Genomic DNA, 24,367 nt, shown 5'->3' on the forward strand with positions numbered 1-24,367 from the left:
AAGATCTTAAATTTTTAAAGTTGCTTTATTAATAAGACCGTGCATTTTTAATCCTATTTCTTCTAGAAAAGTAAGGGTACTATTTTCTTCTAACTCACTTTTCAGTTCGTTAATGTTCTTATGACTCTGCGTTAATTGATATACACAAACACATCCAACGACTAAAGCAATTCCAGTAAGACATGCAAAAGGAATTGCTTGAGTAATGATAGCAGCTATAGCAGATGCTGTGAATACTATAGCAGCTATCACAGCAACTGTGCCATAAACAGCTTCTTTCTTGGGAGTGTTAAATAAACTGTGTCAAACCGAAAAAAAAGTAATAAATTGATATAAAAAAATGGAGGTTTGACAATGAGTCAGAAAGTAGTAAACAGAACTACCGGTTTGGTAGATTATAAAGAATTAGAAACAAATATCCTGTCGTCTATACGAGAAGGAAGACCGTTGACAGGAAGAGATGGAGCATTAACACCGTTTATAAAAAAGTTGCTGGAGGTAAGCCTGGAAGGTGAAATAGAAAACCACTTGTCGGCTGAAAGCGAAGAGAATAATCGAAGAAATGGGAGGAATGCAAAGACTTTACGTACAAGCGCAGGGTCATTTGAGCTTTTGACGCCAAGAGATAGGGAAGGAAGTTTCGAACCACAAATAGTCAAAAAAAGGCAAACAAACTTACATCCAGAGCTTGAAACGAAGATTTTGAGCACATTTGCCAGTGGTATGGGCTATAGAGATATAGTGTCACATGTTGAGGAAATTTATGATCACAAAATATCGGTGGCAGAGATATCAAGTATTACTGACAAATTGCTACCAGTAATCAACGAATGGCGTAGTCGCCCGCTGCAGTCTGTATATCCGATAGTTTTCATGGTTTTTTAAAGTCAAAGAGGACGGGCATTGCGTAAGTAAATGCATGTATAACATATTAGGCATAGATCAAAATGGCAAAAAAGAAGTATTAGGTTTTTATTTGGCTGAAAGTGAAGGAGCTAACTTCTGGTTGGGAGTGCTAAATGACCTCAAAGAAAGAGGAGTAGAAGATATCCTTATTGCCTGCGTTGATGGGCTGAAAAGCTTTCCTGCAGCTATAAACAGTGTCTTTCCTAATGCGGAAGTGCAGATGTGTATAGTGCATCAGATACGCAACTCACTGAAGTATGTGGCCAGTAAAGATGCGAAGAGTTTTTTGAGCGATTTAAAGAAGGTATATCAAGCTTCAAGCAAGGAAATTGCCGAGAATTATCTGTTGGAATTGGATGAAAAATGGGGCACAAAGTACCCTATGGTTATAAAATCTTGGCAGAATAATTGGGAAAACTTGTCTGGTTATTTTAAGTATTCTGGTCCAGTTAGGAGGATAATCTACACCACCAATCCCATAGAGGGGCTACATAGGCAAATTAGGAAATTCACTAAGACCAAAGGCTCATTTACCAGCATAAATGCCTTGTATAAGCAGGTATATTGTGCTATAAAGAAGGCAGAGGAAAAGTGGACGATGCCTGTACATGATTGGGCATTAACTATCTCTCAACTTGATGTTTTCTTTCCTGGCAGATTGAAAATTGAGTTGAACTAAAAATGCGGTTTGACACAGTTTATTTAACACTCCCGTCCCATTCTTTATCCCTGTTTTTTTTGTATTATTGGTCATATCACGCAATTTTTGAGAATTATTTAATAGATCAAATAGTACCTCTGTTAGATTTTTTTTTGCTTCACTATTCTGCTCAACTATTACAGCTGCTCCCGAATCTTCAATATATTTTGCGTTATAAAATTGGTGATTATCTTTTGAGTCAGGGTAAGGAATGTATATAGCAGCGCGCCTAGCAAGAGTGATCTCTGCTATTGAAGTTGCTCCTGCTCTGCTAATTACCAAGTGAGCATTGGCCAATCTATTTTCCATATCATCAAAAAATTCACTCAATTCACAATCGATCTTTTCACTTTTGTATAGACTCTTGACCTTGTTTACATTTTTCTTCGTACATTGCTGCGTCACTCTAATTTTCTTTTTCATTTTAATAGGCAAATTACAAATTACGCTGCTTACTACATCATCAAAAAAATTTGCACCTTGGCTACCTGCTATGACTAATATGTTTAGGACTTTCTCAGTGCTAGAATGGCTCTGTGCTTTTATATCAATAAAATTTCCTGTAAAAATACATTTATTACCTTCTGTATATTTAGTCTCCGGAAAGCTGGTTGCAATTAATTTTGCACTCTTAAAAAAAATCTATTTACTCTTCCTAAAACTGTATTTTGTTCATGTAAAATTATAGGTATAGAAAGAACCCTTGCTGCAAGAAGAGTTGGAAAAGAAGCATAGCTACCAAAACCAATTACTAATCTTGGCTTCAATTTTCTGATTTTATATATTGCTAGCACACAACTATACATTAATAAAAGAAAAAATTTAAATTTGTTGCCGCTTGGTCTACGTAATGGTAAAATATAGCTTTCTATGTCGATATTTTTATTTGTTTTTTTATCAGTGAATAATATGCAATTGTATCCTTGTGTCTTTAGTGCTTTTGCTAAGGCTATGGCCGGAAAGATATGCCCACCTGTGCCACCTGTTGCTAAAATAATATCCATCTGTAAATAACAAATTAACACTAGATTGTTAACTGTTATTTAATAATTTGCACGTAGAATTTTATTAAGCTTTATGATAGTTGAGTTAAAAATGCCTAAAAGTAATAGTAAAAAAGAACCTAATGAGAAAAATAAACCTCAAGAACAAAGAGAAGGCAGAAGCGGAGGTTTTTTAGAACTGCTAAAAAATATAATAAAAATTCTTTTCAATTCGGTTGTTGACCTACCTGAGCACGAGCAGCATAATAAAATGAAAAGCACTAATCTACAACAAGGTTTGGATACTAAAGGAAAAGGCCCAGAAGATCTTCATCCAAAGGCAAAGCTTAAAGTTAAAGAAGCAGCTAAGGGATTGAAAGAAGAGTTACAGAATTCTGATGCTGGTGGTAATCAATCTATTGAAACTAAAGTGCCTAATCAAACTACTACCCAAGACATTGACAACTCTAAAACGATGGAACGTTAGTTCAACTATTTAACGACTCATCATCTGCAGCAAGCACTGATTCGTGTATCATCTCTGAAATGGTTGGATGAGGAAAAATCGTAGATTTTATGTCGAAGTCTGTTCCTTCTAGTTGCTTTGCAAGAGCAAAATTGCTAATTAACTCCGTTACTTCTGCACCTATCATGTGGCTACCCAGAAGTTCGCCTGTCTTTTTGTCTATAATTGTTTTCACTAACCCTTCAGTTTCACTGAGTGCAATAGACTTACCATTAAAGTTAGAGTGAAATTTTCCTATTTTTACATCATACCCACCTCTTATTGCCTGTTCCTCAGTAAGGCCGATGCTCGCTATTTGTGGATGAGAATAAGTGCAATTTGGTATGCATTCTTTTTTTAACGCATGAGCACTTTTACCAGCAATCTTTTCAACGCAGATCACAGCTTCATGGCTCGCTTTATGTGCTAAACATGGTGGGCCAGCTACATCACCTATTGCATACACATTTGATTCACTAGTTTCATACCATTCATTCATTTCAATAAAACCAGAAGGGCTTAATTTAATTTTTGTATTTTCTAAACCTATATTTTCAATATTTGCTTGAATTCCAACCGCAACAATCACCCTATCAAATTCTTTGCTCTCGCCACTACTTAGTAGCACTTGAGCAGAGTCTTTACTTTTAGTAAGAGCTTTTACGCTACTGTTTGTATATATTTTTATCCCCTGTTTTGTGAATATTTCTTCTGCTAGGCCTGAAATGTCTTTATCTTCCAGCGGCAAAATAGTGCTCTTTATCTCTATGATTGTTACATCAACCCCCAAAGTACTATAAAAACTTGCAAATTCTATTCCAATTGCACCAGACCCTATGATTAGTAGTGATTTTGGTAATCTCTCTGGAGTCATAGCGTGCTGCGCATTCCATATTAAATCTCCATCTGCCTCTATTCCAGGCAGATTCCGTGCTCTCACGCCTGTTGCTAAAATGATATGTTTGGAAACAATTTCTTGTTCTTCCTTATCACCAGCAACTTTTATAGTACTATTGCCTGCAAGTTTACCAAAGCCTTGATGAACTTTGATGTTATTTTTTTTCATCAAATATGCAACACCGCTTGACAATTTATCAACAACGTTTCTTGAGTATTTCACTATTGATTGTATATCAAAACTCGCTCCCTTTACTTCTATACCAAACTCTTTTGATCTTTTTATTAGCCTATAAACCTCAGATGCTCTAAGTAGTGATTTTGTTGGTATACATCCCCAATTTAAGCATATACCGCCTAAATTTTTTTCTTTTTCTACAATTGCAGTTTTAAACCCAAGCTGTGCCGCCCTAATTGCTGCTATATAACCACCAGGACCGCTACCTATAACCGTAATATCATACTCATTCATCAGTTTTCTTCGTATTCAAAAAGATTATATATAACAGATGGAACCCGTATGATCAATATTCAGGTAGCTGACAACATAGAAACGAAAAAACTTGCTTGACAAACTCCGCCAGCCCCCTTATCATGACAATAAGGGTATTTGTGACTCAAAACTTGTTTTTAACCTGCAGGCTCAATGACAAAATTCAGTAAAAAACTCAGGTATTTATTGGCGGATTACATAAAATTATAGCGGCTGCATGTCTTTTTTATTTTTTCTACATTCAGCCAAATCGCGCTTATTTTAAGCGTTAGCACATTATTACAGCGCCACTTACAGTAATATAGAGTCAAAACTTGCACCACGGGGCTTCTTTTGCCTTTTTTTTCCATTTGGTAAATTTCTTAATGTTTCTAGCTAAAGCAATTTAAGAGACCGAAAATGGTGTCATTCCAGCGCGTGACGCTGGAATCTAGTCTTTATTATGCAGCCACTTATTTAAAGTTAAGTTTTCTGGATCCAAGTAGTCAAGCTACTCGGATGACACCTTGACAATCGTCATCCTGCTACGTGTTAGCGGATGAGATACCGCGAATGAATCGCTGTATGACGTAGGATTGCTGTCATCCCGCTGCTTGTTAGCGGGATCTATGTGAGATACCGCGGCGGTATGACGGTTCGCGGTGGCATGACGATAACCTCGTCATCCTGCTACGTGTTAGCGGATGAGATACCGCGAATGAATCGCTGTATGACGTAGGATTGCTGTCATCCCGCTGCTTGTTAGCGGGATCTATGTGAGATACCGCGGCGGTATGACGGTTCGCGGTGGCATGACGATAACCTCGTCATCCCGCTACGTGTTAGCGGATGAGATACCGCGAATGAATCGCGGTATGACGTAGAAGCTATACTTTTATACTCACCAACTCAGTATCCAATCTGGATCCAAGTGTCAGCTACTTGAATGACACAGTTTTTGCTTAAACCCGTAACGTTCGTACATTTTGCTAAAAGTTCAAATATCAACATCATGCACGTTGAGTGCATTACTATTAATAAAATCACGGCGTGGTTCAACTATATCACCCATTAATATTGAAAATATGGAATCAGCTTCTTCACAATCTCTTATTTCAACCTTCAATAAAGTTCTAGCCTCAGGATTTAACGTAGTATCCCATAGCTGATCAGCATTCATTTCACCAAGACCTTTAAATCTCTGCAGAGTTAAACCTTTTTTACCATAGTCCATTATTATTTTTGCAAGCGTACTTGGAGAAGTGATTTTTATTTCAGTTTCTTGTGACTTTAAAAATGAATCACCATTAAATAAATTACTTATACCATCAAGCAAACTTAATATGTTTTGCATATCTTTGCCTTCAAGCATACTAAGTGCAAATATATATTTGTCTGCCAATCCTTGAAATAATTTAGAGATGTGAATTTCTTTTTCTTCATCCTTTATTTCTACTTCCCAAGTATATTCACTGTACATTAATTTTAAATACTTTAATATCTCATCAGCCGATGATAGAGCATTCTTTTTGCTTAAAATTAGCAATGACTCTAAGAGATTTTGTGGTATTTCTCTATCATAATTTTTGCTAATATTAGAAATGCTAACGCATTTATTCAAAATAAGGCGCAAGTCGTTAAATTCTGTAGCTGTACCACTTAGTGTTAATCTTTTAACTGCTGAGTTTATTATATACTCTTCAAAAGTTTCGTCATCTTTAATATAAGTGTCTTTAGCATTCTTTGTAACTTTATAAAGGGGTGGCTGTGCTATGTATAAGTAGCCTTTTTCAATAACTTCACGCATATGTCTAAAAAAGAAAGTTAGAATCAAAGTTCTTATATGTGAACCATCAACATCTGCATCTGTCATGATGATAATTTTATGATATCTAGCTTTTTCAATATTGAAGTGTTCACTCCCTATTCCAGCACCAATTGCAGTAATTAAAGAGCCTATTTCTGCAGATGAAAAAATACGATCTAAACTTACACGTTCTACGTTTAGAATTTTTCCTCTTAAGGCAAGCACTGCTTGTGTTTTACGATTACGCCCCTGCTTTGCAGTACCACCTGCTGAATTACCCTCTACTATAAATAATTCCGATAACTCAGGGGCTTTTTCCTGGCAATCAGCAAGCTTTCCTGGCAGAGTTGCAATATCAATATTGTTTTTGCTTTTAACTAACTCTCGTGCTTTTCTTGCGGCTTCTCTTCCTTTTGCTGATCTGATTGCTCTTTCTACTATACTTGCTGCCAATTTGGGATCAGTTTCAAGGATTGTGCTCAATTTATCAGAAACTATGCTCTCCACAACTGTACGCGCTTCAGAACTAACTAGTTTATCTTTTGTTTGTGAAGAAAACTTAGGATCAGGCATCTTGAGAGATAAAACACAAGTTAAACCTTCTCTAACGTCCTCTCCAGTTAAATTTACTTTTGCTTTCTTTAAAAACCCTTCATTAGTTGCATAGTTATTGATACATCTAGTTAGTGCAGATCTAAATCCTGCCAAATGCGTACCACCATCTCGTTGCCTTATATTATTCGTGAAGCATAACATATGTTCATAGTAGGAATCATTCCATTCCATCGATATTTCCAAGCTGATGCCAAGATCTTCTGCATCTCCTTTCATACTGGCAATTTTAGTTACATGTGTCTTATTCTTATCTAAGTACCGCACAAAATTCGCTGTACCAAAATTGTCTTTAGATTGATTGCTCTGATTGAAATGAGATTCTGTATATGGTTCATTGCGCAGATCACGTAAAGTAATGTCGATATTTGAATTTAAAAATGCTAATTCTCTTATACGACTTTCAAGCGTTGAGTAACTGAAATTAATGCCATTAAAAGTCTCTGTTGATGGCATGAACGTGACTTTAGTTCCTCTTTTGTTTGTATTTTCGTTGACTACCTTTAAAGGTTCAATAGACTCACCATCTTCAAAGCGCATAAAGTGTTCTTTCTTATTGCGCCAAATAGTTAATTCCAACCAGCTTGATAATGCATTCACAACTGAGATTCCAACACCATGTAATCCCCCAGAAACTTTATAGGTATTACTGTCAAATTTACCACCAGCATGGAGTTGAGTCATTATTACCTCTGCTGCTGATATTCCTTCTTCTTCATGAAGGTCAGTTGGAATGCCACGACCATTATCAGTTACAGATACTGAACCATCTTTATTTATGCTAACTTCAATTTTATCACAATATCCAGCTAAAGATTCATCTATTGCGTTGTCAACAACCTCATATACCATGTGGTGCAAGCCAGATCCATCGTCAGTGTCACCAATGTACATACCTGGACGTTTCCTTACAGCATCAAGACCCCTTAAGATTTTTATTGCATCGGCATTATAACTATTTTCCATTAGATTGCTTCGTTTATGAATGTTAATTAATATTACATCCAGATATACTAGTTAGCAACATTTTTAAACTGATAACCCATGTTAAAAGCACAACTTTACGAATGCTTATTTTTGAAGACAGCGCCGGACAGATAAAACCTGTCAAACCAAAAAGAAACTTCCTAGCTGAGTGTATGGCAAATTTTATGTATAATTTTGTAGAGAAGAGCTTTTTGCAGTTATAGCCGAACTGTGCAATGGTGCCTTAAGTGCCCGTAGGACAGCGTGGCTTTGGAGGAACGGTCGAACCACTGATGGAGCCTTTTGGGCTACCTCGATTAGAAGAATGTATAACTCAATCGTCCCAAGCTTAAGCACTTCTCAATTATGGATTATTATATAATGGAGATTAAAAATGGCAAAGTTCAAAAGTAAATTAGAGATAACGAATCCTAATGCAGCAGGAATCGATGTTGGCTCGGCTGTACATTATGTATGTGTACCCGAAGGAAGCGATGAACAACGTATACAAAAATTTAGCTGCTTTACGGAAGATCTCTACAACATAGCAAAATGGTTGAAAAAATGTAAAGTTAATACAGTAGCCATGGAGTCAACAGGAGTGTACTGGATTCCTTTGTTTCAAGTACTTGAATCACACGGATTTGAAGTAAAACTGGTAAACGCAAAACATGTTAAAAATGTACCTGGGAGAAAATCAGATGTGCAAGATTGTCAATGGATTCAACAACTACACAGTTACGGGTTACTCCAAGGGTCATTTAGGCCAGATGATCAAATGTGTGTATTGCGTAGTTATGTTCGGCAACGTAAAAATTTAATTGAAAATGCTTCTACACATACTTTGCGTATGCAAAAAGCGCTAACACAAATGAATATTCAACTACATAAAGTTATAAGCGATACAACTGGTGTAACTGGAATGCAAATTATTAAAGCAATAATAGATGGTGAGAATAATCCTGAAAAATTGGCTGAACTAAGAGATGGACGAATAAAAAGTGATAAATCTGTTATTGCAAAAGCATTAGCAGGAAACTATAGAAAAGAACACCTATTTACATTAAAGCAAGAATTTGAGCTATATAATATTTATCAGGAAAAAGTAGCAGAATGTGACAGGAGCATTGAAGAATATTATAAAACATTTGAGACAAAGTCTGATGAGAGTAAAAAGTTAGGTGAAGAGAAAAATAAGCACAGAAAAAGTAAACCAAACTTTGCTTTGCATGAAGAATTATATCGAGTAACTGGTATAGATTTTACCAAAATTCCTGGATTGGATATACTAACTGTACAAACTATCATTTCGGAAGTTGGTATTAACTATAATAAATGGCGATCAGAAAAGCATTTTACTTCGTGGTTGGGGCTAAGCCCTGCTAATAAAATTACAGGGGAAAAAGTGTTTAGCACAAGAACACGTAAAGTCATTAATCGTGCCGCGAATGCATTTCGAATGGCTGCTCACTGTGTATCAAGAAGCAATAGCGGAATAGGTGCATATTGTAGAAGGTTAAAAAAACGACTAGGTGCACCAAAAGCGATTACTGCTACGGCAAGGAAATTAGCATGTATCTTTTATAGTATGTTGAAGTATGGACAAGAATATGTAGAAAGAGGAATAGATTATTATGAAACACGTTACAAAGAGAAAGTTGTAAAAAATTTAATCAAAAAGGCACAGGAATTCGGTTATATCTTAGTTCAACAGGAATAACTAATGGGAAGTTTCTTAGAAGCAAAGAAAGATAGGTATGCAAAAATAGGACTGAAAATCTTTGGTTAAACTAAGCTTCTTCATTTAGAATTTCATTAATAATTTTCTGTTGTTTCATAACTTCTGTTGTCTTCCAGTCGCGCATTGTAATTAGTGCCTTCCATAAAGCCCAGCCGCTTGCTCTGGCCCACGTGTCTGGATCTAAACATAGATGTGACTTGAAGATTCTCCGATTTTCGTTGTTCAAAAGTGTCCAGGCAATTACCAAGTCACAGGCTGGATCGCCGACACCCACACATCCAAAATCGATTACAGCAGCTACACATCCATCTTTCGCTAGGATATTCCCGCTTGCAAAGTCACCATGAATCCATACTGGATTCTTGTTCCATCTTGAGCTTATAGCTTTTTCCCAAAAGGACATTATAGTTCTAGCATCAATAAAACCTTGCAATTCCTTAATGGCCGATCTTACCTCTGTGTCATAGACTGATACGTGATCGCCGCGCCAGAAGTTATGGAGTCCAGGATTAGGGCCTCCTTTAACATCAATTTTATGTAACTCATTCAAAAATTGTGCAAGCTGAGAAGCAATAATCTGTAAATCCAGATCATCTATAGACAATGCATTTATGCTTTCCCCTTCGATCCACTTATATATTGACCAATTCCAGGGATAATGCTTTGATGGTTGTCCCATTGCAAGTGGCTTAGGAATAGAAAATGACAAATGTGGTGCAAGTATCTCAAGCCATTTTTGCTCCTTTAGAACTTGTAGCGCATAATCTTCTGCGCTTGGTAGCCTGATCAACATCTCTTCACCCAAGCGAAAAGTTCTATTGTCTATACCACTGAGTTCAACAGGTTTGATCTCTAAGTGAGCCCACTTTGGAAATTGCTGTGCAACAAGTTCGGTAACAAGTAATAACCAAGAGCGACTATCAATTTTTGATGCCATTTGCCGATTTTTCCTATTTTACCATCCGCCTTAGAAACCTTCTGATTCTAGAAAAACTTGCTTGTCATTTTTAATTGCTGACATTGTTTAAGTTAATACCAATTTACACTTCCAAAACTAATCTATTTGGATCTTCTATATAATTTTTTATTTTGACAAGGAAAGTAACTGCTCCTTTGCCATCAACTATTCTGTGGTCGTAAGAGAGAGCAATGTACATCATCGGTCTGATTTCTACTGCATTACCAACAGCAACTGGCCTGTTTTGTATCGAATGCATTCCAAGTATTCCAGATTGCGGAGGGTTTATTATCGGAGTGGAAAGAAGTGAACCGTATACTCCACCGTTTGAAATAGTAAATGTTGCACCTTCCATTTCTGATACTTGTAATTTGCCTTCCCGTGCTTTTTTGCCAAGAGCAACTAAAGTCAACTCAATTTCTGCAAATGACATCTGATCAGCACTCCGAATAACAGGTACAACAAGGCCTTTGTCAGTGCCAACAGCAACACCTATGTCATAGTAATGTTTATATATGATTTCATCGCCTGAGATTTCAGCGTTAATTTCAGGGATCTCTTTCAGTGCTTGCACTGCTGCCTTTATAAAAAACGACATGAAACCAAGTTTTATTCCATATTTTTTTTCAAAGGCATCCTTATATTTTGCTCTTAGATCCATGACATTTTTCATGTCAATTTCATTGAACGTGGTCAGTATTGCAGCAGTATTTTGCGATGCTTTCAAACGAGCGGCAATTACTTGCCTTATTTTACTCATTTTTACTCGTTCCTCTCTTTGCTCTCCACTTACTACACTTTTTGGCAATTCATATTGTTTTATTGCAGGCTGTTCTGTTTTGTTTATATGGCCTATTACATCTGCTTTTGTTATCCTATCTCCCATGCCAGTTCCTTTGACACTTTCTGCGCTGATTGCATTTTCCTCCATAATTTTACGAGCTGACGGAGCATCTTTTTTGGCAGAACTTTCGCTTTTATCTTCTTTTCTCGCTTCCTCTTTTACTTCCCCCACGGAAAACTTCGCTAACAATTGATCAGGACTTATTACATCATCTTCCTTTACGAGAAATTCAGTTATTTGCCCTGAAGCTTCTGCAGTTAATTCGAGTGCTGTTTTGTCAGTCTCAATTTCAAAGATCAAGTCATCTACTTTTACTGCTTCTCCAATATTTTTCTTTATTTTTACTATACCTTCCGTAACTGACTCACCACCAAGAGTTTTTGGCGCTCTGATTTCTATAATTTTGCTCATAAAACAACTTCCGTATAAAACTTTCTATAGATTTATACATGAAAAGAGACATGTAATAAACTAATAAATTCATTGAGGCTTTTATCATTTAGAAGTGACAAACGGATAATATACTCCCAAATGTCATTCCAGCGCGTGATGCTAGGCCATCTTGACACATTTCGCCAACCCCGTCTCTCGGCTATGGTATTGCTAATCAAACAATGACTATGCAAAAGACCTAATAACATGTATAATCCATAAATAATTTTTGAGGTAGATTGTGAAACTAGGTGTTAATATTGATCACGTTGCAACCCTCCGCAACGCACGCGGAACTTCCTACCCAGATCTATTGAAAGCAGCAGAAATAGCCATTGACGCTGGAGCAGACTTTATTACTGTACACTTACGAGAAGATAGAAGGCATATTAGAGATGAAGACGTATTTAACCTAAAAAAAAGCATTAGCACTGAGCTAAATCTTGAAATTGCAGCCACGGAAGAAATGCTTAAAATAGCAAAAAAGGTAAAACCCTATTCGATTAGTATAGTACCAGAAAAAAGAGAAGAATTAACAACCGAAGGTGGCCTGGATATCATTAATATGCACAGCAAACTTTCTAGTATAATAGAGGAAATGCATAGCTCTAGCATAAAAGTCTCACTGTTTATCGATCCAAATATTAATCAACTAAAATATCTTGAGAAGCTAGAGATAAAACCTGACATAATAGAAATTCATACAGGGGATTACTGTGATAATCCATCAGAGAAAAAGTTACAGTTAATTACTAATGCTGCAGAGTACGTCAATAAATTAGGAATAGAATGCCACGCAGGACATGGCATAACTTATAAACACGCTAAGAAGATGACAAGAATACCTCACATCTCAGCTCTTAACATAGGCCACTATTTAATTAGCGAAGCTGTATTTTATGGCTTACACAGCGTAGTAAAAACAATGAAAATGATAATGTCTAACTAACTGCTGCTTTTTCCTTCTCATTTAAAATACTTAAAAGAGTTTGGCTTGCTTTAAATTTTACCCTTGTCTTTTCAGGAACAGTCATGATCTCACCATTGTGGGGGTTACGACATTGTTTCTCCTGACTTATAGCAGTAGAAAATGTTCCTATTCCATGCAAACGTATTTCACCTTTCCCATGCAGCTCATCCTTTATTATTTTAATAAACGCATCATGAATCTTGCTCAAATCAGATTTTGTTATATCTATATTCTGACCAGAACAATCTTCCTTTAATTGTTTTATTATATCTTCTTTACTCATAAATTACCTTAATATTGAAAAATCACACAAATAGCATATTATGTTGACACCGATAGTCAACTAAATTCATCACAAAAATAGAGGATATTATACACTTTTGCAAATATTTGTATAATACTTACAAAAAAACACCACTATGAAATAACTATCTCTTAGAAAATTGACACTTTTTCCGAGCTTTATGTTGACCATATTTCTTACGTTCAACAACACGCGAATCTCTAGTTAAGAACTCACCATTACGTAATATAGAATGCAAATCTTGGCTTACACTACTTAAAGCTCTGCTTATTCCATGAGCTAGAGCACCTGCTTGACCAGATAGCCCTCCACCTTTTACAGTTGCGAATACATCATATTTGTCTAACGTAGAAGTTGCTACAAATGGCATTTTCACTATTTGGCACACTGACTCTCTTTTAAAATAAGAAATTAGATCGCCTTTTTTGTTAACACTAAATTTTCCACTTCCCGGCTTTATCCATACTCTTGCTGCAGATTCTTTTCTTCGGCCTGTAGCATATAAACGACCAAGCGAATCAACTGCTGATTTAATTGTCTTTTCTGACCAATCATTATTATTTATTGTAAAACTCTTCATTTTTACTCCATTACTTTTTATTTTTACGATTCAAAGAGGCAAAATCTATCTTTTCAGGTTGCTGCCCTTGATGCTTATGCTCTGAACCAGAATAAACATACAAATTTTCAAAGCGTCTACGCGCCATAGGGCCATCATCAAGCATCCTTTTCACTGCCATTTTTATTACACGCTCAGGAAATTTGCCATTTAAAATATTATCTGGAGTAGTTTTCTTCAAACCACCAGAATAACCTGTATGCTTATAGTAAATTTTATCTTTAAGCTTCTTCCCGGTAAAATGCACCTTTTCTGCGTTGATAATAATTACATTATCGCCACAATCCATATGAGGTGTATACTCAGGTTTATGCTTTCCACGCAATAGTGTCGCTACAAATGCTGCAAGCCTTCCTACCACTAATCCTTCTGCATCTATGACAAACCATTTTTTGTCGATTTGTTTCTCTTTTAAGAAAAAAGTTTTCATTGTAATTTAACTAAACAATAGTAAGCTACTATATACTTAATTTCTCAATAGTGTCAACAATATTAGTTATTGATTATTAAAGTAATTTATGTTAGTAATTGAGCTGCGCAACCAATATGCACAGGAAGTAGAATGTTTCGATTGATTATTACACTTGCGATAATTTTTGGTACTATAAGTTGCTATGCAACCGATGTGGGAGAAGTTATAAGCAAAGCGATCAAAAATAGCTCAAAAATAAAGTCTCAATTTTACCAATATAAAAGCGCAGAAAAACAGCTTAAGTCTTCTGGGTTAGCTGGATTTTTACCTGACATTAGTTTGCAGTACAATTTTGATAGTAATTTTAATCTTTATAATCAACCTAATTTACCTGGAAAACGTCTGATATTAAGCCAAAGGATAATAGATGGAGGTGGCACCTTTGCCACATTCAGTCGATCAAGTCATCTTCTCAAAGCAGAAAAAATGCGATTTCAGCAATTAAAACAAGAGGTTGCACTTAATGCTGTGAAAGCATATGTTGGTGTTTTACAAAAGACAGAAATATTAAAGCTCAGAGAACATAAAGAACGCGTTTCTTTGGAACATTTGTCAGCTATGAAAAAACGCTTTTCCCTTGGAGAAGTTACTAACGCTGAAGTTTTGCTAGCAAAAGCAAAATTTTCGTCTTCTATATCCGAAAGAGTTGATGCTGAAGGTAAATTAAAATTGGCAAATATTGCTTATTATCATTTGATTGGCGAAGATGCTGATGACCTTTCTGAAGCTAATGATAAACTACCTTCTGTCCCAGAGCTAAATGAATGTTTACAATTAGCAAAAACCAATAATTTATCTCTAAAAGCAGCAGTTTATCAAAAAAGAGCAGCCGGAATGGAAGTGATCGCTGAAAGCTCCAAGTGGCTTCCTTCTTTAAATCTAAGCGCAAGCAAAAATTTTGGGAAGGATGGTGTAAAATTAGACAAGCTATTAGAAAATGTTCATATAGTTTTTACTCTTGATGTTCCAATCTTTAAAAAAGGAGCGAATGCTTTTGGTGTCAGTAAAGCTAAAATGGATGCAAAAAAATCTACCTACGATTATTATGAAACGGTAAAAAATATAGAACAAGAAGTTGTAAATGCTTGGAATAATGTGCTAACAGCAAAAGCCATTATTAAAGCAAGTCAAGAAGCGGAAAAAGCAGCAGCTTTAGCATTGGAAGGAGTTGAGCAAGAGGTAAACTTAAGTTTAAAGAGTACATCTGACCTTTTGGACACTGAAGATGCATTATTTAAAGCACGTTCAGACTTAGTTGAAGCAAAAAGCAATTATGTAACTAGTGTTTATAATTTGCTTTTTATAATAAATAGTATAAATCTCTAAATTTAATGGTATTAGCACTATGCATGATGAACAAGGCAATCAATCTGTAAAAGATATTCTAGAAGATATAAAAAAAGCTATATCGGGTAAAAACGCAAGTAACGATAAAGCAGAAATAAAGGATGAAAATGATGATGTGCTATGCCTTGAAGAAGAGTATCCAGAAGACATGGAAGAAGATGGCAAAAAAGAAAATGGTAAAGAAGAGAACATTGATAATGATGACCAAAGTGAGGAAATGGCTTGCAACAACAACCAATTTAATGGCCATAGCTACAATTCAGAAGAAAAAAAAGACATTGATTTGTACGATAATATCCAAATGAGTAATAACAAAGCGAGTAATAGCGGCTTACAAGCGCAAAATAATGATCATCTAATTTTAAAAGAGAATATGGAAGAGATCAAAGCGCTGCTTGGAAAAATGCAAAACGAATTGCAGCATAAACAACAAAAAAGAGCGAATCTTACTGTTGAAGAATTAGTTACATCTCTTTTAAAACCTCAGCTCTCAGAATGGCTGAATAAATATCTACATGCACTGGTAAAAGAAGTAGTTGAAAAAGAGCTCAAAGATATAATCAATAATAAGTAGGGTATTAGCAATAAAAACTAGAGTAAAGACGGCTAGAGGCAGAAAACTATCTTCAACAAGGTGGCTACATCGTCATTTGAATGATCAGTATGTGCGAAAAACTAGCAAGGATGGTTATAGGTCACGCTCAGCATATAAGCTGGTAGAAATGGATAATAAATTTAAATTATTCCAAGAAGGGCAAAAAATTATTGATCTTGGTGCTTCTCCTGGTGGATGGTCACAAGTCGCGTCTCAGAAAGGTGCAAATGTAGTTGCTCTTGACATGAAACCAATGAACGCAATTAATGGAGTAGAGTTTATACAATGTGATATTATCAATGGGCTTGAAATTTTAAGAGAAAAATTCAAGGATCAAAAATTTGATGTAATTTTATCTGACATGGCGCCCGAATCTTGTGGTTTAAAATCGTTGGATCATATCAGAATTATGCTTTTATGTGAGGCAGCGCTCAATTTTGCAAAGCATTTCTTGAGCCATGGTGGCACGTTTGTAGTAAAAATTTTCCAAGGAGAATCTGATAAAGATTTTTGTAACAAGCTAAAAAAAATGTTTAAAACAGTAAAATATTTTAAACCAAAGTCAAGTAGATCTGAATCTACAGAAATGTATTTGGTAAGTTTAGGCTTTATTGGCAGCAGACCTCCTATATAATATTAACCCAGGTAGCCCGCAGAAGTGAAAAAACTTCCTTGACAAACTCCGCCAGCCCCCTTATCATGAAACTGAAGCTATTTATTTATCTTCTCTGTACAGATTAAATGACAAAAAAACTCACGTATCTGGCGTCTCATGTTTAATTTTTTGCACTATGTGCACTCTATGTCTTTATCAAATTTCTAGGTTTTTACCTATACAAGCTGAAATACGCTATTTAAAACATCAAAAAACGCCAACTTAAAAAATGGATAGTGAATAATTAGCTACCCTAGGGTTTCTTTTGCCTTTTTTTCTGTTTAGTAAATTTCTTAATGTTTATAATTTAGATTAGTTGCGGCTTAAAAGCAACTGAATCGCGGTTATTAAACGTTTAGAATAAAAAAACGCCATACTTGAAAGTATAATGTAAGTAATTAGCCAACCATGGGGCTTCTTTTGCCTTTTTTTCTACTTGGTAAATTTCTTAATGTTTGTAGCTAAACGACAATCGTCATCCCGCTGCTTGTTAGCGGGATCTATTCTAAGGAGATACCGCGGCGGTATGACGGGTTAAGTAGGGTGTCATTCCAGTGCTCCTTTTTGTCATCCCAGTGCGTGACACTGGGATCTAGCCTTTATTATTTGGTTGTCTTCTGGATTCCAGTGTCAGCTACTTTCATGACATCATCATAAAGTAAAATGAGATCCCAGTGTCACGCACTGGGATGACAGAAGAAGGTGCTGGGATGACAGGGGAGTTGAATGACAACGAATTGGAAGAAAATGTTTATGACTAATTTTTAGATCAAACATCGAATTTCGACAAACTTAACTTTTTTGTGAGACTATTCAGCAATAATAAATAAATTGAGAGGAAAGGTTGTGGCAATAGAAAAGGAAAAGTTTTTTGAAATAATACGCAATGTGAGTGAGAGTAAAGGTTTGAATAAGGATAATTTGCTTGAAAGGATAGGGAGTAAGCTAAAAGGTGTAAACCCAGAAGCATATAGCACTTATAACAATTTGAAGATAGATAAGCTATTCATGATACAAGATTTAGATAAAATTGCAAGTTACACATTGTTACATCTTGCTGTGGAATGTAACAGTGTACCAATAGTAAAACTCCTACTAGAAAAGAAAGTAAAAGTTGATGAACAAATATCGGGTGATTTTAATTCTAAATTCACTGCTTTGCACATTGCTGCTTTGCATGGTCATCAAGAGATGGTTCAGCTTTTATTAGATGCTAACGCAAATCCTTTACTAAAAGATAGTCAAGGCCGAACTCCAAGAGATATGGTTAGCAATATACCAAATAAGGATATCATAGTAGAAATGTTAAAGGAAGGAGAACAACGTTATGCTGAGGCAAGAAAGAAAAGACTAACTTATGGACAAGGCACTTTACCGCAGCCTAATAATAAAACTCCAGGAAATTTAGCTGTGGGCGGAAATAAAATAACTGCTGCAGTGCAAGCATGGAATGCAAAAGGTCAGGGAGAGAACAATGGAACTACACCAAACAACAGAAAAATCTATGTACAAAATGAGAATGAACAGACTTCTTCAAACTCAATCATTAATGAAAACAATACAGACAAAGTAGGTGATACATTAGAAAGAGAACAGGCTAAAAGAGATGCTGTGGCGCAAAAGTTGCAAGAGGCAGAACAACGACTTGCCAATAATCAGAAGCGCATAGAACAAACTTATTTGCACAATCAACACACAGAACAGCAGTATACTATACATAATGGGGAACAGATCTCTTTAGATTCGACTATTGATGAAAGTAATAGTAGTGACAGTGGAATAAATACTTCCACAGAAGACATCGGTAAAGAGTTAGAAAAACACAATACACAGGATGAAAATGGATTGACTCTTTTACATCGTGCTGCTGGAAACAATAATAAAGAATCAGTGAAACTTTTGTTAGAATATGGAGCAAAAGTTGATGTACAGAGTAAAGATGGCCATACCCCTTTACACTATGCTGCTGCACTTGGTTATGTGGAGATTGCAGAATATCTAATAGATAAAGGAGCAGATGTTGATGCACAAGATAAAGCTGAGTATACTCCATTATATTACGCTCTTGCAAATGACAATAAAGAATTAGCAAAACTTTTGATAAAACATGGAGCAGATCGCTCATTGATAAAGGATGAAGGCCTAATAATAGATAGACTAAACAGTATGTGTGGTCAGCTATCTGAGGTTGTATCTGGTACTTCTTCCCATTCCAAAACACACAATGCAACGGAAACTCCAGAAGAAACAGAAAAGGTTAAAAAACGTAAAGTTAAATTAAAAAAATTATGTGCTCAGCTAAAGGAAGAGAATCAATCACTAAAACAAAAAATACAAGAGCTAGGAAATGAAAACGCAACGCTTAAGGGTGGACTAGGCAAAACAAAAACTAAAACAAATGAAGTACCATTAGAAAAAGCGCAAAAGGAACTAGAAGTATTGAGAAATTGTGTCACTGGACATGGAACTAGGCTGGAAGCACTTAATAAACTCGACGAAGAGAATCAATCACTAAAACAAAAAATACAAGAGCTAGGAAATGAAAACGCAACGCTTAATAGTGAATTAGAAAAAACAAAAACTAAAACAAATGAAGTGTCACTAGAAAAAGCGCACAAAGTACTAGCAGAACTAAAGGATGACGTAGCTGGACATGAGGCTAGGCTGAAAACACTTAATAAACTCGACGAAGAGAATCAATCACTAAAACAAAAAATACAAGAGCTAGGAAATGAAAACGCAACGCTTAAGGATAAATTAGACAAAACAGAAAGTCAGTATTCTAAAGCAGAAGCGTTGTTAGAAAAAACGCAAAAGGAACTAGAAGAATCAAAAAGTTGCATAGCTGGACATGAGACTAAGTTGAAACAACTCAATAAAGAGAATGAATTACTAAAACAAGAAATAAAAAATCTGAAAAATGAAAACACACCACTTAAGGGTGAATTAGGCAAAACTAAAACAAATGAAGTGTCGCTAGAAAAAGTAGGAAAAAGACAATTTTCCCAAAAGTTGTCTATGCGAGCCTTGCAGCTATGTTAGTAGTAGGTGCTGCTCTTAGTATTGCTTCTGGATTGTCTGCTCTATTAATAGTTGCAGCTTCTGTGGTATCTGCACTGATAGCCGGTGGCATTACATACACAATATCAAAACCCATCGCTCCTGACACTGAATTGAAAGAAGTGGATATTCAAGGTTCAGCACGACAGTGTTTGTAAAACTTAGCACCTACATCTGTACGAACATTGTCCCAGGAGGTAATGTTCGTACAGTTATGTGTCAGCTACTTGCATGACACCCTGGCAATCGTCATCCCGCTACTTGTTAGCGGGATCTAGAGATACCGTGACGGTATGACGGTTAATTGTTCCGCGCGGGATGACAAGAAAGGAGCAGCAGGATACCATGTCATTCCAGCGCATGACGCTGGAATCTAGTAAAAAGTATTTGCAAGTTACACAGTAGTGTGAATTTTTTACTTCGGTAGTTTTTCATTATCATTATAATCATAATAGTAGTTGAGTTTAATTGATATGAAAACTTTTACGAAAAATTTTAAAAATAACGAAAAAAAGCTAGAGGAGTTTAATAAGGAAATTGAAGATATAACAACTATAGCTCAAGATAAATTTGCACATGAACTTGAAAATATCGCATATGACAGTGTGCAAAAATTTCGCAGTCTGCTTGCTAAAGAGTTAAACTCCATCTTCAATAATATTCATTCTCAAAATGTTAATCTACTAAAATCCAGCCTAGTTGAATATGCTATAAGTTCAAATTTTATCAATAAAAAAGGAGAAACAGCTTTAATACGTTCTCTAATTGCATAAAAGTCAATAATAATTTTTTATATCATTAAAAATATTTTCTGACATCAAGCCTGGCTATAGTACAAATTTTATCTGCTATTATATTATCTTACTCAACTACAAATCGCTTTATTGGCAAAAAAACACCTGTACTAAATTTTTAATGACCTTTCTAAATCAATATAGTTAATGAATATGTGGATAAGTACGTCCACACACATTAAAAGTACTTATTCACATATTCATTAAACTCATAAAAATTAAGGTGTCATACTTTCCTCATAATCCTAGTGATTTTACATAAGTTAAAGTAGCATGCTTCCAAAGTTCTCTCCGCGGTCCAATATGGCTAAAACTTTAGTTCGCCAAGCCGCACTATACTTGTTAGGCGGAAGTGGACGGCAACATGTTTCGCACGAAGTCTAAGCTTCACTTTCTGCTCTTGCTTGTCCCTTCCATCGGCATTACTATCTTCACTTTCAATAAAACTATTGTTCTATACTCCTCTTGTTTATTGATAACAAAATTCTGTTTTATCAACCAACATCCTGTGCATAATTACAGCTAATTTTCTCGCTACTGCTACAATTGCTTTTTTCATCCCTTTTTTCTTTGCTAGCTTTAATCCCCAGCTTTTTAACTTAAATTTCTTCTTATTGACTACAAGTAAGACTTGTGCAGCCTCATACAACATACTTCTGCACTCCACTGGTCCCATTTTTGATATACTGCCATGATGATTAACCTCCCCAGAAGCGTACTGCCTTGGTGTCAATCCTATATAGGCTCCAACTGTATAAGATGTTTCAAATCTATATGGATTATCTATTGCAGCTTTAAATGTCATTGCTACTATCATACCAACTCCTGGGGTAGTAGTTAACAATTTGCAATCTTCGTCTTTTTCGCCTTGTCCTGAAAGTATTTTGTCAAGTTTTCTTATTGATTCTTCTATTGTTTCCAAACTACAAACTAATGCTTCTATTGAACTCCTACTGATTTCATCCAAATTATTCATTGCATCTTGTATTCTTAAGGCAAAAATTTCAAATTTTGCTCCTTTACCGAGCTTTATTCCATATATCTTCAATAATCCTCTTATTGTTCCAATGATTTGCTGCTTGTTGCATATTAACTGCCTTCTGCTTCCAAGCGCTACCTTAATTTTGCAAGATTCGTCTGATTTTACCAATACTTCTTTGTATAACCCAGCTCTCATCATTTGTGCTATACCTCTTGCATCATTTTTATCATTCTTATTGATCCTTGCAGATAATGCTGCTGCCATATGTCTTGCATCTACACAAATTACTGGTAATCCAAAATTCCTTAATTCTTTGCACATTGATATTGATAGCTGTCCACTTTCTATCCCTATCACTTCATATTCTTTGTCTTGGCCAAGCAAGCACTTAGCTATTGCATCACTCTCACTTGCAACAACTTCTTCTTTAATAATTTTTCCTTTCTCATCAACGATACTGATAAAAGTTTCTTTGAGTGAGACATCTAATCCGCTATAATATTTCATGAGACTACTCCTACTATAAAAGTTTAAATTATTTTTGAAGAACTTATTCTACTGAATTTGTTACTTCGCGCCAAAATAATGGAGTATGTCTCTCCATTATTCAACAGCAATTACAGTATGTTCTCTTCTTAATATATTCATACGATAAAGAATTTATAGCATAATCGTGGTGTCATGAAAGTAGCTCTGTACGAACATTTGTTTGCGAAGAAATATTATAGCCGGTTTTGCCTCAAACACAAAGATGTCATCCCAGTGCCATGACTACTTGGATCCAGAAATTTTGATTAGAGATTAAGTTGGTGAGCACGAAAGTGACTAACCTTATATTAAAAATAACATCTTTGACAGTGAAAGGCTGGATTCCAGTGTCAAGCACTGCCATCATAAAGAAACCAGTGTCAGCCACTTGGATGACACCGTCATAAAGGAACCAGTGCTCCTTTTTGTCATCCCAGTGCGTGACACTGGGATGACAGAAGAAGGTGCTGGGATGACAAAATAAGGAGCGTTAGAATGACAAAAATATATTTATAAGGAGGGTTATCATGTCAACAAGATCTACTTCACCAAGAATACATGTGCAACGTAAATCTAAGCCTGAATCTTTTCCAGTTACTTTAGAAGAGGTTAAATCTTTTTTACGCATTGAGAACGATCAAGATGATAAGTTGATTTCAGATCTAATTTTTATGGCAACTGATTATGCTGAGTGGCATATGGAAAAGTCACTGGTGAAACAAACATGGCAAGTTTCATATGAAGATTATGTACCTCGTAGGATCTATTTAAGCTATGGCCCTGTGAGTAAGATAGTATTGGCTACTGCAATGATGTCTAAAGGTCAAGAGAAGAGAACACTTAAGTATTATTTTAGTGATGTAGGGGGCTACGTTGAGTTTTTCAATTATTTGAATGCAATAAGAGTTGATGTTGTATACGAGGCTGGCTATGACAATGTTCCTGAGCAGATAAAACTAGGTATTATGCGGCATGTTTCTGCTATTTACAAAGATCGTGAATCGGGGGTAAGTAGCCATTTGTCTGAAGTGAAGAAGGTGTATTCTCCATTTCGCGAACCAAAGGTTGTTTTGTAGCTCTTTCTTGTCATCCAAACTGGGCTACCTACGTCATACCGTCACGGTATCTCACATAGATCCCGCTAACAAGTAGCGGGATGACAGCAGTCCTACGTCATACCGTCACGGTATCTCACATAGATCCCGCTAACAAGCAGCGGGATGACGAGATAAATACCGTCATACCGCCGCGGTATCTCAGCCGCTAACACGTAGCGGAATGACAGCAGTCCTACGTCATACCGTCACGGTATCTCACATAGATCCCGCTAACAAGCAGCGGGATGACGAGTTTGTATCGGGAAACGCTGCTTATGTTTTAGCTATATATCTTTCGAGGATTAATCATGGAAAAAATTCAAGCTATAAACGAGTTGTACAATAGTATTTATGCAGCACTAAAAGCAAACTCTGATTTAAGGAAATATGTTACTAACATTTATGACTACTTACCTAAACAGGTCACCATTCCTTACCTGAGATTGCATGTAGTGAATTATAATAATCTGCACATGCTGTCCAATTTTGCTACAAAGGCAAGATTTTCATGCGACATATATACCCATCATATAGGCAGTATGTTTGCCATTATAAGGCATATTAACTTGATACTTAAGAGTATTAAATATTCTGATAATGAAACTATTTTGGAAAGTAATTGTGCTATTAGTCAGCACGATGAAATTTTACATTCAACAATTAATTTTGATATTTTAATGAAAGGAGGCGATAATGAGCAAATTACAGCTAAAAATTAAAGATCATGACAATAATTTTATTGTGTTAAATAATATACGAAACCTAAGGTTTACTTTGCGTAATAACAGAGAAGAGGTGAAAGATATTTCTTCTTTTGGCTGGAGAAAAGTGCTCGATTGTGCTGGAAGCAGACACATTACGATAAAAATTAATGGAATTTTAGACTCTGTATTAGCTGATGAATTATTACGTAATTCTGCTATATTAAACTCTAATAATGATTATGAAATTAATTTTAACACTAAGGAAAAGATCAGATTACGGTGTTCAGTTGAACTGTATGAGAGATATTATGACCCCGCTGCTTTTGACAGTTTTACTGTAATTTTAGCGAGTGCTGAAGTTGTAAACGCTTTTCATTAATGTTAATTTAATTTTTTCATATACAATAGTAACTGGTG

At 35.7% G+C, this 24,367-nt stretch carries 23 protein-coding genes and 2 pseudogenes; 13 read left to right on the forward strand and 12 right to left on the reverse strand.

The features are described from left to right. Positions 1 to 6: 6 nt before the first annotated feature. A complete protein-coding gene (locus NMD99_RS00335) occupies positions 7 to 252 on the reverse strand; it encodes a hypothetical protein (RefSeq protein ID WP_253307281.1) in 246 nt (81 codons plus the stop codon). Between the two features lie 102 nt (positions 253 to 354). Between NMD99_RS00335 and NMD99_RS00340 the strand changes: the two are divergent. Then, positions 355 to 1,585: pseudogene (locus NMD99_RS00340) on the forward strand (IS256-like element ISWpi15 family transposase). On the opposite strand, the pseudogene murG reads toward NMD99_RS00340, so the two are convergent. Beyond that, positions 1,526 to 2,610 (reverse strand): annotated as a pseudogene (murG, locus tag NMD99_RS00345) (undecaprenyldiphospho-muramoylpentapeptide beta-N-acetylglucosaminyltransferase). The pseudogenes NMD99_RS00340 and murG overlap by 60 nt on opposite strands. A 73-nt stretch (positions 2,611 to 2,683) precedes the next feature. Here murG and NMD99_RS00350 point away from each other — a divergent pair. Beyond that, entirely contained in the window at positions 2,684 to 3,076 is a 393-nt protein-coding gene (locus NMD99_RS00350) for a hypothetical protein (protein WP_264688321.1), read from the forward strand. A gap of 1 nt (position 3,077) precedes the next feature. Here NMD99_RS00350 and lpdA read toward each other — a convergent pair whose 3' ends face one another. Both lpdA and gyrB read right to left on the reverse strand, forming a co-directional pair. Continuing rightward, complete coding sequence (gene lpdA / locus NMD99_RS00355; RefSeq protein WP_264736150.1) at positions 3,078 to 4,463, reverse strand: dihydrolipoyl dehydrogenase; 1,386 nt, start codon at positions 4,461 to 4,463, stop codon at positions 3,078 to 3,080. Between the two features lie 997 nt (positions 4,464 to 5,460). Then, positions 5,461 to 7,848 carry a DNA topoisomerase (ATP-hydrolyzing) subunit B gene (gene gyrB / locus NMD99_RS00360; RefSeq protein WP_253309509.1) on the reverse strand — a complete coding sequence of 796 codons (2,388 nt, stop codon included), beginning with the start codon at positions 7,846 to 7,848 and terminating at the stop codon, positions 5,461 to 5,463. A gap of 394 nt (positions 7,849 to 8,242) precedes the next feature. Between gyrB and NMD99_RS00365 the strand changes: the two genes are divergently transcribed. Then, positions 8,243 to 9,568, forward strand: a complete 1,326-nt coding sequence (locus NMD99_RS00365) for an IS110 family RNA-guided transposase (RefSeq protein ID WP_309165749.1) — start codon at positions 8,243 to 8,245, stop codon at positions 9,566 to 9,568. A gap of 70 nt (positions 9,569 to 9,638) precedes the next feature. On the opposite strand, the gene NMD99_RS00370 is transcribed toward NMD99_RS00365, so the two are convergent. After that, on the reverse strand, positions 9,639 to 10,526 hold the full coding sequence (locus NMD99_RS00370; RefSeq protein ID WP_253309397.1) for an aminoglycoside phosphotransferase family protein: 888 nt from the start codon (positions 10,524 to 10,526) through the stop codon (positions 9,639 to 9,641). Between the two features lie 103 nt (positions 10,527 to 10,629). Further along, positions 10,630 to 11,802 carry a 2-oxoglutarate dehydrogenase complex dihydrolipoyllysine-residue succinyltransferase gene (gene odhB / locus NMD99_RS00375; RefSeq protein WP_253309396.1) on the reverse strand — a complete coding sequence of 391 codons (1,173 nt, stop codon included), beginning with the start codon at positions 11,800 to 11,802 and terminating at the stop codon, positions 10,630 to 10,632. 262 nt (positions 11,803 to 12,064) lie between these two features. Between odhB and NMD99_RS00380 the strand changes: the two genes are divergently transcribed. Then, on the forward strand, positions 12,065 to 12,772 hold the full coding sequence (locus NMD99_RS00380) for a pyridoxine 5'-phosphate synthase (RefSeq protein ID WP_253309395.1): 708 nt from the start codon (positions 12,065 to 12,067) through the stop codon (positions 12,770 to 12,772). Here the strand turns inward: NMD99_RS00380 and NMD99_RS00385 are convergent. From NMD99_RS00385 to rplM, 3 genes are all read right to left on the reverse strand, one after another. Next, on the reverse strand, positions 12,765 to 13,076 hold the full coding sequence (locus NMD99_RS00385) for an HU family DNA-binding protein (RefSeq protein ID WP_309166173.1): 312 nt from the start codon (positions 13,074 to 13,076) through the stop codon (positions 12,765 to 12,767). The two genes, NMD99_RS00380 and NMD99_RS00385, sit on opposite strands and share 8 nt — an antisense overlap. 145 nt (positions 13,077 to 13,221) lie before the next feature. After that, positions 13,222 to 13,677 (reverse strand): 30S ribosomal protein S9, encoded by a 456-nt coding sequence (gene rpsI, locus NMD99_RS00390; RefSeq protein ID WP_253309392.1) that lies wholly within the window; start codon positions 13,675 to 13,677, stop codon positions 13,222 to 13,224. Positions 13,678 to 13,687: 10 nt separating this feature from the next. After that, positions 13,688 to 14,146: a 50S ribosomal protein L13 gene (gene rplM / locus NMD99_RS00395; protein WP_253309391.1), complete on the reverse strand. Its 459-nt coding sequence runs from the start codon at positions 14,144 to 14,146 to the stop codon at positions 13,688 to 13,690. Between the two features lie 132 nt (positions 14,147 to 14,278). Between rplM and NMD99_RS00400 the strand changes: the two genes are divergently transcribed. From NMD99_RS00400 to NMD99_RS00410, 3 genes are all read left to right on the forward strand, one after another. Continuing rightward, positions 14,279 to 15,514, forward strand: a complete 1,236-nt coding sequence (locus NMD99_RS00400) for a TolC family protein (protein ID WP_264688311.1) — start codon at positions 14,279 to 14,281, stop codon at positions 15,512 to 15,514. A gap of 19 nt (positions 15,515 to 15,533) precedes the next feature. Continuing rightward, complete coding sequence (locus tag NMD99_RS00405; protein WP_253309386.1) at positions 15,534 to 16,109, forward strand: PopZ family protein; 576 nt, start codon at positions 15,534 to 15,536, stop codon at positions 16,107 to 16,109. 76 nt (positions 16,110 to 16,185) lie between these two features. Beyond that, positions 16,186 to 16,764, forward strand: a complete 579-nt coding sequence (locus NMD99_RS00410; protein ID WP_253309385.1) for an RlmE family RNA methyltransferase — start codon at positions 16,186 to 16,188, stop codon at positions 16,762 to 16,764. 672 nt (positions 16,765 to 17,436) lie between these two features. Here the strand turns inward: NMD99_RS00410 and NMD99_RS00415 are convergent. Then, entirely contained in the window at positions 17,437 to 17,562 is a 126-nt protein-coding gene (locus NMD99_RS00415) for a hypothetical protein (protein WP_264688313.1), read from the reverse strand. A 69-nt stretch (positions 17,563 to 17,631) separates the two neighbouring features. On the opposite strand from NMD99_RS00415, the gene NMD99_RS00420 reads away from it, so the two are divergent. The 3 genes from NMD99_RS00420 to NMD99_RS00430 all read left to right on the forward strand — a co-directional run bounded on the left by NMD99_RS00420 (position 17,632) and on the right by NMD99_RS00430 (position 20,618). Further along, positions 17,632 to 19,827, forward strand: coding sequence for an ankyrin repeat domain-containing protein (locus NMD99_RS00420; RefSeq protein WP_309166182.1), 2,196 nt, complete (start codon positions 17,632 to 17,634; stop codon positions 19,825 to 19,827). After that, on the forward strand, positions 19,821 to 20,003 hold the full coding sequence (locus NMD99_RS00425; RefSeq protein WP_253309383.1) for a hypothetical protein: 183 nt from the start codon (positions 19,821 to 19,823) through the stop codon (positions 20,001 to 20,003). The genes NMD99_RS00420 and NMD99_RS00425 overlap by 7 nt, the downstream gene beginning before the upstream one ends. Before the next feature lie 315 nt (positions 20,004 to 20,318). Continuing rightward, positions 20,319 to 20,618 (forward strand): ECH_0659 family protein, encoded by a 300-nt coding sequence (locus NMD99_RS00430; protein ID WP_309166187.1) that lies wholly within the window; start codon positions 20,319 to 20,321, stop codon positions 20,616 to 20,618. A 490-nt stretch (positions 20,619 to 21,108) separates the two neighbouring features. On the opposite strand, the gene NMD99_RS00435 is transcribed toward NMD99_RS00430, so the two are convergent. Both NMD99_RS00435 and NMD99_RS00440 read right to left on the reverse strand, forming a co-directional pair. Beyond that, positions 21,109 to 22,128 carry an IS110 family RNA-guided transposase gene (locus tag NMD99_RS00435; RefSeq protein ID WP_309165827.1) on the reverse strand — a complete coding sequence of 340 codons (1,020 nt, stop codon included), beginning with the start codon at positions 22,126 to 22,128 and terminating at the stop codon, positions 21,109 to 21,111. Positions 22,129 to 22,375: 247 nt separating this feature from the next. Then, positions 22,376 to 22,537, reverse strand: coding sequence for a hypothetical protein (locus tag NMD99_RS00440; protein ID WP_309166190.1), 162 nt, complete (start codon positions 22,535 to 22,537; stop codon positions 22,376 to 22,378). Between the two features lie 139 nt (positions 22,538 to 22,676). Between NMD99_RS00440 and NMD99_RS00445 the strand changes: the two genes are divergently transcribed. From NMD99_RS00445 to NMD99_RS00455, 3 genes are all read left to right on the forward strand, one after another. Beyond that, positions 22,677 to 23,225 (forward strand): head-tail connector protein, encoded by a 549-nt coding sequence (locus NMD99_RS00445; RefSeq protein ID WP_264688316.1) that lies wholly within the window; start codon positions 22,677 to 22,679, stop codon positions 23,223 to 23,225. 329 nt (positions 23,226 to 23,554) lie between these two features. Next, positions 23,555 to 23,965 (forward strand): tail completion protein gp17, encoded by a 411-nt coding sequence (gene gp17, locus NMD99_RS00450; protein ID WP_253309381.1) that lies wholly within the window; start codon positions 23,555 to 23,557, stop codon positions 23,963 to 23,965. Continuing rightward, on the forward strand, positions 23,940 to 24,329 hold the full coding sequence (locus NMD99_RS00455; RefSeq protein WP_182159821.1) for a phage tail tube protein: 390 nt from the start codon (positions 23,940 to 23,942) through the stop codon (positions 24,327 to 24,329). The genes gp17 and NMD99_RS00455 overlap by 26 nt, the downstream gene beginning before the upstream one ends. Positions 24,330 to 24,367 lie beyond the last annotated feature (38 nt).

It is taken from the genome of Wolbachia endosymbiont of Listronotus oregonensis (genome assembly GCF_031205055.1).
GTDB lineage: Bacteria > Pseudomonadota > Alphaproteobacteria > Rickettsiales > Anaplasmataceae > Wolbachia.

Bases quoted from the DNA above. Each gene is read 5' to 3' on its own strand.
- NMD99_RS00400 (WP_264688311.1), top strand. From the start codon at position 14,279: ATGTTTCGATTGATTATTACACTTGCGATAATTTTTGGTACTATAAGT.
- odhB (WP_253309396.1), bottom strand. From the start codon at position 11,802: ATGAGCAAAATTATAGAAATCAGAGCGCCAAAAACTCTTGGTGGTGAG.
- NMD99_RS00455 (WP_182159821.1), top strand. From the start codon at position 23,940: ATGAGCAAATTACAGCTAAAAATTAAAGATCATGACAATAATTTTATT.
- NMD99_RS00430 (WP_309166187.1), top strand. From the start codon at position 20,319: ATGAAAACTTTTACGAAAAATTTTAAAAATAACGAAAAAAAGCTAGAG.
- gyrB (WP_253309509.1), bottom strand. From the start codon at position 7,848: ATGGAAAATAGTTATAATGCCGATGCAATAAAAATCTTAAGGGGTCTT.
- gp17 (WP_253309381.1), top strand. From the start codon at position 23,555: ATGGAAAAAATTCAAGCTATAAACGAGTTGTACAATAGTATTTATGCA.
- NMD99_RS00370 (WP_253309397.1), bottom strand. From the start codon at position 10,526: ATGGCATCAAAAATTGATAGTCGCTCTTGGTTATTACTTGTTACCGAA.
- NMD99_RS00365 (WP_309165749.1), top strand. From the start codon at position 8,243: ATGGCAAAGTTCAAAAGTAAATTAGAGATAACGAATCCTAATGCAGCA.
- NMD99_RS00405 (WP_253309386.1), top strand. From the start codon at position 15,534: ATGCATGATGAACAAGGCAATCAATCTGTAAAAGATATTCTAGAAGAT.
- NMD99_RS00435 (WP_309165827.1), bottom strand. From the start codon at position 22,128: ATGAAATATTATAGCGGATTAGATGTCTCACTCAAAGAAACTTTTATC.
- rplM (WP_253309391.1), bottom strand. From the start codon at position 14,146: ATGAAAACTTTTTTCTTAAAAGAGAAACAAATCGACAAAAAATGGTTT.
- NMD99_RS00425 (WP_253309383.1), top strand. From the start codon at position 19,821: ATGTTAGTAGTAGGTGCTGCTCTTAGTATTGCTTCTGGATTGTCTGCT.
- NMD99_RS00350 (WP_264688321.1), top strand. From the start codon at position 2,684: ATGATAGTTGAGTTAAAAATGCCTAAAAGTAATAGTAAAAAAGAACCT.
- NMD99_RS00385 (WP_309166173.1), bottom strand. From the start codon at position 13,076: ATGAGTAAAGAAGATATAATAAAACAATTAAAGGAAGATTGTTCTGGT.
- rpsI (WP_253309392.1), bottom strand. From the start codon at position 13,677: ATGAAGAGTTTTACAATAAATAATAATGATTGGTCAGAAAAGACAATT.
- NMD99_RS00415 (WP_264688313.1), bottom strand. From the start codon at position 17,562: ATGTTTGATCTAAAAATTAGTCATAAACATTTTCTTCCAATTCGTTGT.
- NMD99_RS00445 (WP_264688316.1), top strand. From the start codon at position 22,677: ATGTCAACAAGATCTACTTCACCAAGAATACATGTGCAACGTAAATCT.
- lpdA (WP_264736150.1), bottom strand. From the start codon at position 4,463: ATGAATGAGTATGATATTACGGTTATAGGTAGCGGTCCTGGTGGTTAT.